Here is a 14,699-nt window from a genome sequence, read left to right on the forward strand (position 1 = left end):
TTTTAAATCGTAATTGGAATAAAATGGTAGCTCATAAGTTAAGAATAATACAATTAAAACCTTCTTTCCTTAGAAGGTGGAAAGAGGCATGGCCATTCGGCCGCTTTTTCAATTATAATAAGGCTTCAGTATTGCTAAGTCCAAAACTTCTCGTAAGAGCATTTCTCCGGACTCAATGAAATAAGGTCATATCCTGTTGAATTCTGAACACCCAAATATTGCACTGTGGCATTAAATTTACTTCCTTTTCTGTTTGTCATTTTGTATCACTCATTGCGGGCAGTTGAAACTATGACAGCATCGCGCATGACTTATACCTCTTCTGTGCCGCACCAATCGGCGATGAAAAGTGCGGTTGCCTTGGTGATGCGACGCATGCTTTCAAGATCGACACGTTCGTTGAAACCGTGAATCGCTTCGGCACGTGGGCCATAGACCAATGCAGGTATGTCCGCATAAAGCCCGAAGAAGCGTGCATCGGTGGTGGCAGTGATGGCCTCGCGCTGCAAGGCCTCTCCGCTGACTTTGTGGTGCGCCTTGTCCAGCGCCGCAATGGCTGAAGCAGCGTTCGCCGAACTATCGCGGGACAGTGCATAACCTTCTGCGTGAAATCCGTGGTAGACGATTTCGGGCAGTGAATTGCGCAGGAACGCGTTTTCGCGCGCCGCGTCCATGATCACCTGTTCGATTTCGGCCTTCGCGACCTCGATTGACTGCCCCGGGAAGATCGCCATGCGAACATCGAACACGCTCCACGCAGGAACAGAGCTTGTCCAGTCGCCGCCCTCGATCTTGCCGATATTGAGGTTCAGCGCGTGATCCACATGCCCGTATTCGTCAGGCCGGTTTTCCGACGCATTCCAGCGATGCTCCATTTCATGCAAAGCGCGGATCAGCGGAAAGGCCGCCTCGATCGCGTTTGCCCCGGTCCCGGCATAGGCGACGTGGGTCGGCAGCCCCTTGAGGTGAACCTGAAACCAGATGACACCCAGCTGGGCGGTGACAAGGTGTTCGGAAAACGGCTCGGGGATCAGCGCGGCGTCGGCGGTGTAACCGCGCGCCAGACAGGCCAGCGCGCCATTACCGGTGCATTCTTCCTCGACCACGGATTGGAAGTAGACATCGCCACCCGGAGCAAGCCCGCAAGTGGCAAGCGCATCAAGTGCAAAGAGGTTCGATGCGAGACCGGCCTTCATATCCCCTCCGCCGCGCCCATAAAGCCAACCATCTGCGACCCGCGGTTCAAACGGCGGGCTGTCCCAGATGTCCAGCGGCCCCGCAGGAACGACGTCGATGTGCCCGTTAAGGATCAGCGATCGGCCATTTTGCGTTTTGGACCGATGGATGCCAACGACATTCACCGCATCGTCGTAAGGGCCCAGCACGGGCGAAAAGCCCGGCAAATGCTGGATTTCGGCGATATCGATTTGCCAGCGGTCAATCTCATACCCCCGCGCTGCCAGTTCATCGGCCATGAATGCCTGTGCTGATTGCTCGTTCCCACGGGTCGAGGGATGCGACGTCAGCGCGGACAGAAAGGCGACCTGCCGTTCAAACTTTTGATCGACAGCATCACACAGGTGATTTTTCAGGTCTTCATGCATCAGAATTCTCAGAATGTAGGCAGGGGCATAAAAGGCACACCCAGCGGCGCGTCGGTTGCCGCGGTTACGTCAGCGACGCTGACCCCATCCGCAATTTCAACAAGGACAAAACCACCTGCCGTTACATCGATCACGGCCATGTCCGTAAATATCCGCGACACACAGGCGCGGGCCGTTAGCGGCAGCGAACAGTCCTGTTTCAGCTTGGCGTTTCCCACTCGGTCCGTATGGGTGGTAAGAACAACGACGCGTCGCGCTTTTTGCGCAAGTTCGATTCCACCGCCAACGCCGGGGCTAAATTTTCCGGGGATTTTCCAATTGGCCAGATCGCCGGCAGCGCTGACTTCGAACGCGCCAAGCATGGTAAGGTCAAGCCGACCGGACCGTACAATGGCAAAACTGGTGGCACTGTCAAAAAAGGCCGATCCCGGAATTGTCGAAACATAAGCGCCACCGGCATCGATCAGGTTCCGGTCAGCCATTTCTGAGGACAAGGTCGGGCCGATCCCCGTCAGGCCGTTCTCTGTATGCAAGCAAACGGGGAAATCCGCAGGCAGGTGGTTGACCACCTTTGTCGGCAGGCCAATCCCCAAATTGACCACCATCCCCGGTGCGATTTCCCGTGCGGCACGGGCCACCATACGATCCCTAACGTCGGACAACTGCATACTCCTCGGACAATTCACCAAGCTCGGTGATGTGGTCGACAAATACGCCGGGCGTATGCACTTCATCCGCACGAAGCTGTCCAAGCGGCAGAACCCGTTCGGCTTCTACAATGACGCAACGGGCGGCCATTGCCATCAGGGGGTTAAAATTTCGCGCGGTCGCGACATAGGCCAGATTGCCGAAGCGATCGGCGCGATCAGCATGGATCAGGGCCACATCAGCGCGCAAGGCGGGCTCTACCACATATGGCTTGCCTTGCAGCTCCACCACCTGTTTGCCGTCCGCCAGTTCCGTTCCGATGCCAATATCGCTGAGGATCGCCCCGATCCCGGCACCACCGGCCCGGATGCGTTCGGCCAGGATACCCTGCGCATTGAATTCCACTGCAAGTTTGCCCGAATTCATCAAAGTAATCGCATTGCCGTTCAGACCAAGGTGCGTGGTAATCAAGTGCGCGATCTGTCCGCTTTGCAAGAGATGATCAATGCCCATGCCGGGCTCGTTCGCATCGTTCTTGATCAGGGTCAGGTTGCGGGCACCGTGATCGACCAGAGAATGGATGAGTGTCATGGGTGTGCCCGGTACGCCGAATCCGCCGACCATGACTGTGTCGCCATCTTTGATTTTGCCAATCGCCGCTGAAATGGCGCATTGCTTGTCAGGAAGCTTCATGCTGCCGTCTCCACCGACAAACCAACTTCGTCCGCAAAGGCATCCAGGGCATCACGCAGGATCACCATCATCTCTTCGATCTGCGTTTCGGTGATGATCAGCGGTGGTGCCACCATGAAATGGTCACCCGCCTTCCCACCCCGGGTCCGGCGCGAATAGATGATCAGACCACGTGCATAAGCCAATTCGACAAGTCGTTCATGCGCATTCAGCTTGGGGTCCAGCGGTTCCATTGTGGCGCGGTCGGCGACAAATTCGAATGCGGTAAGCAACCCCTTGCCGCGAACATCCCCTATGAAAGGGTATCGATCCATCAATGCGCGTAATTCGGCCATCAACACGTCGCCCATACGCGCGGCATTCTCAATCAGGCCCTGATCTTCCATTTCTTCCAGCACGGCCAGCCCGGCAGAACAGGCCAGAGGATTGCCGGCGTAAGTAAAGCCATGCAGGAACCCACCCGCATCCAGAACCGGCTCTACCAAACGCGCGCCGGCAACGATGGCACCCAAAGGCGCGTAGCCCGCACCAAAGCCCTTGGACATGGCCACGATATCGGGGATGATGCCCCAATGCTCTGCGGCAAGGAACTTTCCCGTGCGGCCCGCGCCGGTCATGACCTCGTCATAGATCAACAGCACCCCGTATTCATCACAGATTTCACGCACGCGGCCATAGTAACTGTCGGGCGCGACCAGCGCCCCGGTCGAGGCGCCGCCGACCGGCTCCATCAGGAATGCCAAAACGGTTTCTGGCCCCAATTCCTCGATCTTGTCGCGCAAGAGCTCCGCATATTTCAGCCCGCGCTCTTCTTCGGTCAGGTTGTCCCGATCCAGATATGTCGCAGGCGCGGCAATCTTCGGCATCCCGGCCATCATCGGGGCAAAAGGTTCGCGCAACGGGGCATAACCAGTCAGGTCCAGCGCGCCCAACGTACAGCCATGATAGGATGGAAAGCGGGAAATGACCTTGTAGCGTAACGCCTGCCCCTGTGTCAGTGCGTATTGCCGCGCAAGCTTTATGGCGCTTTCCACCGCCTCGGACCCACCGGAGACAAAGAACACCCGGTCCAGACCTTCAGGTGTCATCGCAACGGTCTTGGCGGCCAGATCTTCGGAAGGATGAGTACGGAAATGCAGGCGGTAGCCGAATGTGGCCTTGTCCATCTGGGACTTGATCTTGGCCAGAACCCGCGGGTTGGAATGACCGATATTCGACACCATCGCCCCGGAAGAACCGTCGATGTAGCGCTTACCGCTTTCGTCGAACAGGTATATGCCCTCTCCCCGATCAAGGAATGGGCGCGGGTTGCGGGACTGGTAGAACAGATAAGAGGGTTCGTTTGTCACTTGGCACCTGCCAGATGTTTTCTCAGAAACTCCTTGGTGCGGTCCTTGGCCGGGTTCTTGAACACCACCTCAGGCGGACCTTCCTCGACCACCACGCCCTGCTCCATGAACAGGACCCGGTCACAGACCGAGGCGGCGAAATCCATTTCATGCGTGACGATGATCATGGTCATGTGCTCTTCGGCCAGCTTTTTCATGACCAGATTGACCTCGTCCACAAGTTCCGGATCCAGCGCCGAGGTCACCTCGTCGAAGAGCATCAGCTTGGGCTTCATCGCCAACGCCCGGGCAATGGCCACACGCTGCTTCTGGCCGCCGGACAGCCGCGACGGGTAATAGTCGATCCGGTCGAGCATGCCGACCTTGTCTAGCTGTTCTTCGGCCAGCGCATCGGCCTGTTCCGCGGACAGCCCCTTGAGCATCTTCGGTGCCATGGTGACATTTTCGCGGGCGGTCATGTGCGGGAACAGATTGAAGTGCTGGAACACCATACCGATCTGCTGGCGCATCTCGTTGATATGCTTTTCATATTGCCTGTGCGGCAGGGTTTTATTCACCTGCACCCCGTCCAGATAGATTTCGCCATCCGTCAAGGGATCAAGATCGTTGATCGCGCGCAGCAGGGTTGATTTACCGGATCCGGAAGGGCCAATGATTGCTACAATCTGGCCGCGCTCCACATTCAGACTGATATCTTTCAGAACCTCGAGTGATCCATAGGATTTCTGAGCATGACGAATTTCGACGAAGTTTTTTTGATTGGTCATATTTGGCCCCTTAAGATCAGCGCGAGATTGAGATGCGGCGCTCTATTCTCCGCACGACCCATTCCATGCCGAGGTTGATAACGTAATAGAAAGCGGCGGCCATGAGGTAGAACTCGAATGGCCTATAGGTCGCGCCTATTGCCCGCTGGGCCGAGAGGGTCAGCTCACTCACCCCGATCACCGAGACCAGCGCGCTGTCTTTGAGAAGCGCGATCATGTTATTACCGATGGGCGGGATCACGTCCCGCACCGCCTGCGGTATCACGACCTTGCGCAGCGCCTGACCACGCGACAGGCCGACGGTGCGCGCAGCCTCCATCTGGCCCTTGTCCACTGACAGGATCGCAGTCTGGATCAGTTCCGAGTTATAGACTGCGAAATGCAGCCCCAGCCCGATGATCCCCGCGACGAAAGCCGGCAGGTCAATACCGATCTGGACCAGCCCGAAATAGATCAAGAACAGTTGCAACAGCAGCGGCGTACCCATAAACACCCATGCGATCAGACGAAACGGCAGCCGGATGAACCACGGTCCGTAAAGTGCCACCACCGCGAACACGATCCCACCAAAAAAGCTGAGTAAAGCCGCCGCAAGAGTAATGCCGATCGTCCATGCGCAGCCCAGCAAGAGGATGTCGAAGTACTTTGGAACAACCGTGAAATCGAGGCCCATCTTGTCAGTCCTTTCAGGTCAGGTGATCTGTACTTTGCGATCCAACCAGGCAACGCCCCGGCCGGTCGCGTAGATGATGATCATGTAAAGAATCCCCGCCAGCAGGAACATTTCGAGCGGCTTGTAGGTCGACCCGATATAGCGCTGCGCCGTATAGGTCAGTTCAATGACCGAAATCGCGGCCACCAATGCGGTGGCCTTGATCAGCATATTCAGGTTCACGCCAAGCGGGCGCACCATCAGCCGTGCAGCCTGCGGGAGGATGATCCGGTACATTGCCTGCCACTGGCTTAGGCCCAGCGTGCGTGCCGCTTCTCGCTGGCCCTTGTCGATCGAGATGATCGCGCCACGGATTGTTTCGGTCATATAGGCCCCGGCGTTGATCCCCAGACCGATGACTCCCGCCTCGAACGCGTTCAGTTGGATGCCAATCTGCGGCCCGCCAAAATAAAGGATAAACAACTGGATCAGCGCCGGGGTGCCGCGAAAAACGCTGACATAGACTGCCCCCGCAAAGCGCAGCAATGCAAAGCGCGACAACCGTGATGCGGCCCCAAGCGCCCCGCAGGTCAGCCCAAGCAGCGCCGTCAGAACCGACAGCAAAATCGTCACCCAGGCTGCCTCGAGAAAGAACGGATAGACCCTGATCATCAGGTCAATGTCCATGTCATGCCCCTTTTTTGCCGATCGCGCGAAAACGGGCGCATCGCCCAGGCCTGTTGACGACCTCTTTACACTTCAGAGGGTTTCAACAGGTCCGCATCAAGAATAATTGCCCCCGCCACAAACTGGCGGGGGCCAGTTCGGATTTAGCGGATATCCGCGCCAATCCACTCTTCAGCAAGCTGCAGGTACGTTCCGTCTTCCATCATGGCATCCAGTGCCGCCTGCATTTCAGCTGCCAGTTCGGGGTTGCCTTCACGAATCGCAATCCCTGCACCAAAAGGCTCGGTGGTGGGATCAGCGAACATCTCGAATTCCTGACCCTTTGCAGACATCGCCAGAATCGCGGCGATGGAATCGTTCACGATGGCGTCAACGCGGCCGTTTTCCAGCTCAAGCAGAAGTTCTGGCAGGCCTTTATAGGTATTGATGTCGTAGCCCCGCTCACGCGCCCAGTCCTCATGCGTCTCGCCCAGGGTCAAGCCCACGCGCTTACCTTCCAGATCCTCAAGGCTGCTGATGCCCGAGCCCGGCTTGGTAAAGATGGCGCGCTTGTCCGAATAATATGGGCCGACAAAGTCGACGACTTCGTCACGTTCGTCTGTAATTGTCATAGAGCCGACGATCGCGTCGTATTTGTTGGCCAACAGGCCACCGATGATGCCATCCCATGCAGTGGTGACAATCTCTGCCTCCATGCCCATGCGGCGGGCGATTTCAGCGCCGACAGCGGGATCGAACCCGACAACTTCGTTCTGATCGTTTACAAAGTTAAATGGCGGGTAGGCACCTGACATTGCAATGCGGATCACGCCCGCTTCCTTGAGGGTTTCCAGCTCATCGGCAGCAGCAGCGTTCAGCCCGGTGACGGCAAGGCCCACTGCAACAATGGCCGATTTCAGAATCGTACGGCGAAGTATCATGTTCATCTCCATGTTGGTTGTTCGAAGCAGGTATTTCACCCGCAGAAAAATGGCGGATTGCTCCCGCTCTGGATAAAAGACTTGCATGGTCACAAGAATTGATCAAATAGATATTCAACATCATCAGTATAGATAAAAACTATGGCCCTGCCGCATCTCAACCGCTTCCCCTGGAATCTGGACTGGAACTTGCTTCGCACCTTCATGGTCGTCATCGAACAGCGCGGCATATCGAAGGCAGCCACCTTTCTCGGCCTGAAACAACCGACGGTTTCTACGGCACTGAAACGTCTGGAACAGACCGTCGGCAAGACGCTTGTGATCCGCAAATCGAACGAATTCACCGTCACCCGTGCCGGGCATGTCCTTTACACAGAATGCGCTACTATTTTCGGGAGTGTTTCTCAACTTCCGGCCATCCTGCACGAAGACAACACGGAACTGCGCGGCCATCTGTCGATTGCGATCACCAGTTCCGTTACTTCCGAACACTTCGACCATTTCCTGCATCAGTTTTCAACCGCGCATCCGAGCGTGACCTATTCCTTTTCGGTCCACGAAAGCGACGAAGTTGAAAAACTGGTGACCCTGAATCGGCCCAGTTTCGGGATTTGCCTGCTGTCGAAACTTCCCGAGAAGCTCGAAACCATGGTACTCTACCAAGAATACTTCGGACTGTTCTGCGGGTCGAGACACCGCTTGTTCACTGCGGAAAACATCACGCATGAGGACTTGGAAGGCGAGCCGTTCGTAGCCTTCCAGACCGAAGCTGAGGGCGGGCCACTCGAGGCGATTTCAAAATTGCGGTCTCGCTTGAATTTTTCGCGCAACTGGCGCGGGGTTTCCTCCAGTCTGAACGAAATCCGGCGCATGATCATGTCGAACATAGGGATCGGTGCATTGCCGCTGCACGTGGCCCAACAAGACGTCGATGCCGGACGTATCCGCCAGATCCCGCCCTACGAGGACCTTCCGCAGGTCAGCATCTACCTGATCAGCAACTCCACGCGCAGGTTTTCCGAGGCCGAGGCCGCATTTCTATCCGCCATCAAAACGCACATGTCTTCTGTCGGCATCGCAGAACGAACCTATGGAAATCAGCGGATCCGAAAGAGCCAAACCTAGATCCCCGCAACCCAACGACCCTCTGGAACATGCGAATACAGACAAATTTTGGGGTCGCGCAATGAAAGCAGCGGCTGCGTCATCTTGAGACGAACCCTGATGCGCTAAAACTGCAGCGAACAACTCCTTCTCGTGGCGAAAAGACTAAGCCGTCCTGCCTGATGATTGGGGCCCTCTCAATCATCATACAATACAGGAGGTTCCGATGCCTTCGCGTAATGGCTCGCCCCGTTCCGCCAATCTGAATGGGTGGTCTATGCCAAGCCACCCTTCGGAGGACCCGAGGCCGTGCTGGCCTATCTCAGCCGATAGCCCCATCTCGTCACGATCTAGAAGCATCGCCTCGTCAGTGCGGATGCCAATACCGCTGCATTCCGTTGCGCAGCCGCAGGTTTGCATGAACCAATCGGCAGGGTACTCAGGTGCGCTTCACACTATTCGGCAAAGGAAGCGCCGGGTTGTCGCTATCGAGGAACTCAACAGTCGTAAACACGAGCGCTTCATCACCTGTATTTTCAAGATCATGAATTTTGTATTCACCCGGGCCATAATGGTGGTGCTTCGTATCGCCAGCCGCGTAGACGGCCTCAACCGTGCTGCCATCCTGCATGTGCGATATGGCCCTGCCCGGCGTAACCGCAGTCCAGAAGTAATCCAGCACATGCTGATGAAAGGGGATGCGTTCACCGGGCTCCAGACGAAGCGACCAGACCCGCACCCGATCACTTTCCGATACCAGCACCTTGCCAACACGGCCATCCCCAGCGGCCTGTTCAAACTCGGTACGTAGCGCATCACTCCAACCAGCAAATGGCGCGCGTGTTTCTGTGTCGGATATTGTCATGTCGGCCGTCCTTGTTGAGCATTTCAGCATTCGACCCGGGCCACTTGCTTGAAGTAATGGCCCGGGCCTGTCGGTCATTTCACGGTGTAGTCAACCGGGAAACTGAAGCCAGCAGCTTCGGCGGCTGCCAGATAGGCGTTGAAGATGGCTGGGCCGTCGTAGCCCAACTCTGTGAACTCTTCGGCCTTGCGGGTCGGCAAGGTTTGTAGACGCTCAGCCCATGCTTGCCGTTCTTCTGCGGAAAGTTCGGTCACGTCTGCACCGGCCGCGCGGAGTTTTTCGAGCCCGTCGGCTTGCGCCGCATCCAATGCCTGTGCCGTCATGTTTTCGTATTCCGCGGCTACTTCGCGAATGATATCCGCCACTTCTTGCGGTAGGCCTTCCAGCGTATCGTTGTTGATCAAAAGGCCGTTCACCATCATCGCGCCGAAATTCACGATCTTATAGTTTGGCGCGATTTCATGTAGCTTCAGTCCAAAATAGCTGGACGGGAACAGTGATGCCCCTTCAATCACACCTGTTTGGATACCGGTATAAAATTCAGGTATCCCGGCCTGCACGACGGTCATACCAGAGCCCTCGAACCAGTTGAGGTTCGCGCCAGCACCGCCAATCTTGTGCCCTTCCAGGTCAACAAAACTTTCCCAAGCGAACGATGTTCCCAGATTGTAATTATCATAGCCCGTGAGGGCCAAAAGCGTCTGACTATACTGTTCGGAGAACATCTCGGTCATCACCGGAAAAGCGTCATATACCTCGCGCGTGATCTCCAACTGTTGCACCGCTGACGGCGTCGAGAATGGCACGAAGTAATTTAGGTTTTGCAAAGGAGCTTTGGCAGGCTCAAAGCAGAAGCAAACATGCCCCATGTCGAGGATACCTTTCTCAACCGCTTCCAGCGTTTCGCCGGTCTTGGCAATCGAACCACCGTAGGCTTCGATGAAGCGGACAGTATGTTCGGTGCGTTCGGAAACACGCCGTTCGATCTCCGGCACAAGGAATTGGTTCGACGTATTCACATATGTCACCGGTCCAAGCGCGTGGCCCGATCCGATCCGCAAGGTGAATGTGTCGGCGAATGAAGCAGCGGGCACCAAGCCCAACGCTATCACTATGGCCTTGGAAACAAGGCCCTTTACTGAAACTTCCATGGTCTCCTCCCTGATGACTGAAAGTGTGGGTTGCGCTATTATTTATTGAATGATAATTTAAAACGCAACACATATTTCGACTGAAACCGTGCAAGCGTTTCAAGTTGAAGGGGGGAACATGAACAGATTTGCCATATGGACCACGTCGGCTCTCAATGTCGTGGCTGCTTTTTGGGCCTTTGTCCTTGCGTTCGTAATCGTCGCAGACGTGGTCGGGCGGATGTTCGGTCATCCAGTGCAGGGAACAGCGGAAATCGTAGCCAATTCGATCGTTGCAATCGTGTTTCTTCAGTTTCCACTGGCGATCGAAAGGGGCCAGTTCCTGAGGGCCACCTTGCTGTATCAGGTGTTGCCAGCCACCGCCCGGGGGTTGCTTGATGTGATGGCAAGCCTGCTGGGGTTATTTGTGTTCTATGCCATCGCAACGGGCAGTTGGTCGGACATGATTACGGGATTCCGGATTGGCGAGTTTGAAGGCGAAGGCGCGCTTCGCGTTCCAGTCTACCCTGTGCGGGCCATCATTTTTGGAATGAGCGTCCTGACTGTCGCCGTTTACGCCTTGTTGATCGTGCGAACTGTTTGGGGGCTTTTTCAACCCCGGGGCGATGATAAAAACGGCCTTTCCGGCCGAAACGGCGCGGGAGCGTAAAGCATGGACATCACTTTGCTAACGACGCTCAGCCTGATCGGGCTGACCATTTTGATCGTGTTTGGCATCCCCATTGGCGTTGCGCTGGGTACGGTATCGCTTGTCGGTATCTATGTATTATTTCAAAGCTGGGACATTGCATTTGCCATGGCTGGCAGCGTCGCGTTCAGCATGCTGCGCGACTACGTGTTTGCGACCATTCCCTTGTTTGTCATCATGGGTAATTTCATCACCACATCAGGTGCCGCACAGGATGTCTTTACGCTGATGAACCGGATGCTGCGGCGTGTACCTGCCCGCCTTGCCGTCGCGACGGTCTTTGGCAATGCCATGTTCGCGGCCATTTCCGGTGTCAGCGTCGCCGCCGCAGCAACTTTTTCACGCGTCGCCTATCCGCAGATGCGCCGCTATGGTTATGATCGTCCGCTGGCTTTGGGTGTCATCGCTGGCAGTGGCATGCTGGGCATGCTGATCCCGCCGTCGATACTCCTGATCTTCTGGGGAATCCTGACCGAAATTTCGATTGGCAAGCTTTTCGTCGCCGGCGTGCTGCCGGGGCTTCTGGTAGCATCGCTGTTCGTGCTCTATCTTGTCGTAACGGCGTTCATAAATCCGGAAAAAACCCCGTATACAGTCCAGACCGAAGCGGGCACGTCCCCTGTGTCCGAAGAAATCAACCGGAGCGTTTTGCTGTCCGGCCTGGGGATTATCGTGTTGATCGCACTCGTATTGGGCGGGATTTGGGGCGGCTTCGCCACACCAACCGAAGCGGCCGGAATCGGCGCTGTGGGCGCGCTTTGTCTCGCCTTGCTGAAAGGCGTACGCCTGCGTCAGTTGTCGGGGTCTATCATATCTTCAGGGCTGACGATTGCACCGATCATGTTCTTGCTGTTGATGGCAGGGCTTTATTCGCGGTTTCTGGTATCCAGCGGGGCGCTTATGGTGATGACCGATTGGATCACCGGCGCAGGCTTTGGACCGATCAGCCTCATCTTTGCTATGACGATCGTCTGGCTTTTGATGGGCATGATGCTTGATTCGACGTCGATCATCTTGCTGACAGTTCCGATCTTTGCGCCTATTGCACATGGCTTTGGTTATGATCCACTGGTTTTCGCCATTTACGGCATTCTCGTGATCGAGGCAGGGCTGCTGACACCACCGTTCGGCCTGCTGGTCTTTGTTGTCAAAGGATCGGTGCCCGAAGAGGTGTCGATCGGCGAGGTGTTTCGCGGTGCGACGCCGTATTGGCTGCTGATCGTACTGGCAGGCCTGATCATCCTCACTTTCCCGAATATCGTGACTTTTCTTCCTAACCGCATGTAAACGGAGTCCATCAATGAGCACAGATAACCTTCCTCGCAAAGCGATTATTATCGGCGGGTCCATGGCCGGACTGTTCTCAGCCATTGCCCTGCGCAAGGCCGGCTGGGATGTCGAGGTGCACGAGCGCGTGTCGGTCCCCCTGTCAGGGCGCGGCGCCGGGATCGTGACGCACGGATCGTTGTTTCGGGCCCTTTCGGCTATGGGTATTTCCGTGGACGACAGCATCGGCGTACCGACGACCGGACGCGTTGTTTTTGACCGGACGGGCGCGGGAACAGAACGGCTGGAACTTCCGCAGATTCTGACTTCTTGGAGTAAAATGCACGAGATCGCTAGCGCTGCCCTGCCAGACGCGCTGGTCCATCGCGGCAAGACCCTGCTCCGCTACGAGGAAACTGAAACCGGCGTGACTGCCCATTTTGAGGACGGGACAAGCACGACCGGAGATCTGTTGATCGGTGCGGACGGGTTTCGTTCGACAGTGCGCGACCAGATGCTGCCTGACACGCCCACTTCTTATGCCGGCTATATTGCATGGCGGGGGATGGTGAACGAAGCGGATCTTTCCGAACGGGCCCGCGCGGAGATGTTTCCATATTTTGCCTTTTGCCTGCCCGAGGGCGAACAGATACTGGGGTATCCCGTCGCAGGTGAGGGCAACGACATGCGTCCCGGTCACAGGCGGTATAACTTTGTCTGGTACCGACCCGCAGACGAGGCAGTGTTGACCGACTTGCTGACCGGGACTGATGGGGTCACGCATGAACTGTCGATTTCGCCATTACTGCTACGCCCCGAAAAGATGGCCGAGATGCGTCAGGCCGCAGACAACTTGTTGTCACCGCAGTTTGCCGAATTGATCTCCCGCACCGAAACCCCGTTCATCCAGCCAATCTATGACCTGTCCGTAACGCAGATGACCCTGGGGCGTGTCGTACTTCTGGGTGATGCCGCTTTTGTCGGCCGCCCCCATTGCGGCATGGGCGTGACAAAGGCCGCAGAAGATGCCGTCGTGCTCGCCGAAGTGATGTCACGTTCTGACAATAGTGTCGCTGATGCACTGGCTGCGTTCGACGCCACGCGCCGGCCTGTCGATCAGTATGTTGTCGAACATGCGCGTGCGCTGGGAGCTTACATGCAGGCCCAGGTTCTTACCGAAGAGGAGCGCAGCGCAGCTGAACGTCACCGTTCTCCTGATGCGGTGCTGCGCGAGACAGCAACAGCTGACTTTCTTGAAACTGTATAAGTATGAACAAAGCTATGATCAGTTTATCGGCATAAACCGATCATAGCCTGATGTCGTTATGTCATCTGGAACGGACGACAGCCCTGCGCACGACAACCTCAAAACCGACGACAAATCCCTCAACAATATCTGCAATGACAGCTTCATAATCCCGCGTCGTTTCAAGCTTATAAACATGCTTGCGAACGCCATGATAAAACAAGCCGCCATGCATGGTCCATACGGCTTCGAATTCGGCATCTGTGATCGGTAGATCGTCGAGGTCTGGCAGGCCCAGACTGACACGCATTTCATCGCAAATACGGTGGATGACACTCTGCTCGATAATGGTGTTGTAACGCCGGTTCAGTTGCAGATGTTTAAGCCCGGAGTCGAGATATATTCGAATCCATTCTGGTGCCTGTATGACCTGTGAATACTCACTGTAAAATTGAAGCAGTCGAAGGCTTAACGGACGCGTGCGATCTTTCAAAAGGGTATCCCACTCAGGATTCCAGCGCCCGTTGAATAGTTCGTCATATACCGCATCAATCAGATATTCCTTGTTGGGAAAATATTGATAGATCAGCGGTTGCGTGATGTTCAGTTCCTTGGCCAGCTGATGTGTCGACCCGTCAATACCGTGCTCTGCGAAAAAATGGATCGCGCCATCAAGAATGAGCTTCCGGCGCTCGTCAGGTGAAAATCGTTTGCGTGGCAGTCTTTTCCCTATGTCCGACACTGGCAATATCCTTCGCTCGATATCTTATTAATTTATCATTCAATAATCTATGATTATTACTCCCAAAGCAAGGCGGGTTAGAAAACGCAGATATCCACAAAAGGGCTGACAGCACTCCTTCCGGTCATAAAGGTCGCGTGAGCAAAGAGTGCACTGCCGCCATCCGCACATTGAAAATGCTGCAGGATGCATGAATGGCAAATCTACGAAAGATGCACTGCGGCGTTAAGCGGTCAAGCGCCTGATGGCTGATGCTTGCACCGATCAGGCGCGACTGGGCCCCGATGCTGCGCTGCCTCGAAAATCAACTTGGGCAA

The 14,699-nt window shown here is 55.8% G+C and carries 15 protein-coding genes and 1 pseudogene; 5 read left to right on the plus strand and 11 right to left on the minus strand.

All coding sequences use genetic code 11. The annotated features are described in order from the left end of the window. Positions 1-311: 311 nt before the first annotated feature. The 8 genes from R6T97_RS06520 to R6T97_RS06555 all read right to left on the minus strand — a co-directional run bounded on the left by R6T97_RS06520 (position 312) and on the right by R6T97_RS06555 (position 7,320). The gene (locus R6T97_RS06520) at positions 312-1,604 is read right to left on the minus strand and encodes an ArgE/DapE family deacylase (protein ID WP_410348484.1); all 1,293 of its coding nucleotides are present in this window, start codon (positions 1,602-1,604) and stop codon (positions 312-314) included. Between the two features lie 8 nt (positions 1,605-1,612). Beyond that, the gene (locus R6T97_RS06525; RefSeq protein ID WP_410348485.1) at positions 1,613-2,266 is read right to left on the minus strand and encodes a 3-oxoacid CoA-transferase subunit B; all 654 of its coding nucleotides are present in this window, start codon (positions 2,264-2,266) and stop codon (positions 1,613-1,615) included. Next, the gene (locus tag R6T97_RS06530; RefSeq protein WP_410348486.1) at positions 2,253-2,945 is read right to left on the minus strand and encodes a CoA transferase subunit A; all 693 of its coding nucleotides are present in this window, start codon (positions 2,943-2,945) and stop codon (positions 2,253-2,255) included. The genes R6T97_RS06525 and R6T97_RS06530 overlap by 14 nt, the downstream gene beginning before the upstream one ends. Further along, positions 2,942-4,294, minus strand: coding sequence for an aspartate aminotransferase family protein (locus tag R6T97_RS06535; RefSeq protein WP_410348487.1), 1,353 nt, complete (start codon positions 4,292-4,294; stop codon positions 2,942-2,944). The genes R6T97_RS06530 and R6T97_RS06535 overlap by 4 nt, the downstream gene beginning before the upstream one ends. Beyond that, positions 4,291-5,061, minus strand: a complete 771-nt coding sequence (locus R6T97_RS06540; RefSeq protein WP_410348488.1) for an amino acid ABC transporter ATP-binding protein — start codon at positions 5,059-5,061, stop codon at positions 4,291-4,293. Before R6T97_RS06540 ends, R6T97_RS06535 begins: the two co-directional genes overlap by 4 nt. A 16-nt stretch (positions 5,062-5,077) precedes the next feature. Next, a complete protein-coding gene (locus R6T97_RS06545; protein WP_410348489.1) occupies positions 5,078-5,734 on the minus strand; it encodes an amino acid ABC transporter permease in 657 nt (218 codons plus the stop codon). 18 nt (positions 5,735-5,752) lie between these two features. Further along, entirely contained in the window at positions 5,753-6,400 is a 648-nt protein-coding gene (locus R6T97_RS06550; RefSeq protein ID WP_410348490.1) for an amino acid ABC transporter permease, read from the minus strand. 143 nt (positions 6,401-6,543) lie between these two features. Further along, positions 6,544-7,320, minus strand: a complete 777-nt coding sequence (locus R6T97_RS06555; protein ID WP_410348491.1) for a transporter substrate-binding domain-containing protein — start codon at positions 7,318-7,320, stop codon at positions 6,544-6,546. Between the two features lie 141 nt (positions 7,321-7,461). On the opposite strand from R6T97_RS06555, the gene R6T97_RS06560 reads away from it, so the two are divergent. Then, positions 7,462-8,445, plus strand: a complete 984-nt coding sequence (locus tag R6T97_RS06560; protein ID WP_410348492.1) for a LysR family transcriptional regulator — start codon at positions 7,462-7,464, stop codon at positions 8,443-8,445. Between the two features lie 222 nt (positions 8,446-8,667). Then, positions 8,668-8,754: pseudogene (locus tag R6T97_RS06565) on the plus strand (transposase); the annotation flags it as partial. Between the two features lie 109 nt (positions 8,755-8,863). Here R6T97_RS06565 and R6T97_RS06570 read toward each other — a convergent pair. Beyond that, complete coding sequence (locus tag R6T97_RS06570; protein WP_410348493.1) at positions 8,864-9,289, minus strand: hypothetical protein; 426 nt, start codon at positions 9,287-9,289, stop codon at positions 8,864-8,866. Between the two features lie 74 nt (positions 9,290-9,363). Further along, positions 9,364-10,440, minus strand: a complete 1,077-nt coding sequence (locus tag R6T97_RS06575) for a C4-dicarboxylate TRAP transporter substrate-binding protein (protein WP_410348494.1) — start codon at positions 10,438-10,440, stop codon at positions 9,364-9,366. Between the two features lie 118 nt (positions 10,441-10,558). Here R6T97_RS06575 and R6T97_RS06580 point away from each other — a divergent pair, with 118 nt between their 5' ends. From R6T97_RS06580 to R6T97_RS06590, 3 genes are read left to right on the plus strand one after another with little or no spacing between them, the layout of a single operon-like run. Continuing rightward, on the plus strand, positions 10,559-11,089 hold the full coding sequence (locus tag R6T97_RS06580) for a TRAP transporter small permease subunit (protein WP_410348495.1): 531 nt from the start codon (positions 10,559-10,561) through the stop codon (positions 11,087-11,089). A 3-nt stretch (positions 11,090-11,092) separates the two neighbouring features. Then, complete coding sequence (locus tag R6T97_RS06585; protein WP_410348496.1) at positions 11,093-12,415, plus strand: TRAP transporter large permease; 1,323 nt, start codon at positions 11,093-11,095, stop codon at positions 12,413-12,415. A gap of 13 nt (positions 12,416-12,428) precedes the next feature. Beyond that, on the plus strand, positions 12,429-13,661 hold the full coding sequence (locus R6T97_RS06590) for an FAD binding domain-containing protein (protein ID WP_410348497.1): 1,233 nt from the start codon (positions 12,429-12,431) through the stop codon (positions 13,659-13,661). 61 nt (positions 13,662-13,722) lie between these two features. Here the strand turns inward: R6T97_RS06590 and R6T97_RS06595 are convergent, their stop codons facing one another. Further along, positions 13,723-14,382, minus strand: coding sequence for a TetR/AcrR family transcriptional regulator (locus tag R6T97_RS06595; RefSeq protein ID WP_410348498.1), 660 nt, complete (start codon positions 14,380-14,382; stop codon positions 13,723-13,725). Positions 14,383-14,699: the final 317 nt, after the last annotated feature.

The organism is Yoonia sp., from assembly GCF_046498525.1.
GTDB lineage: Bacteria > Pseudomonadota > Alphaproteobacteria > Rhodobacterales > Rhodobacteraceae > Yoonia.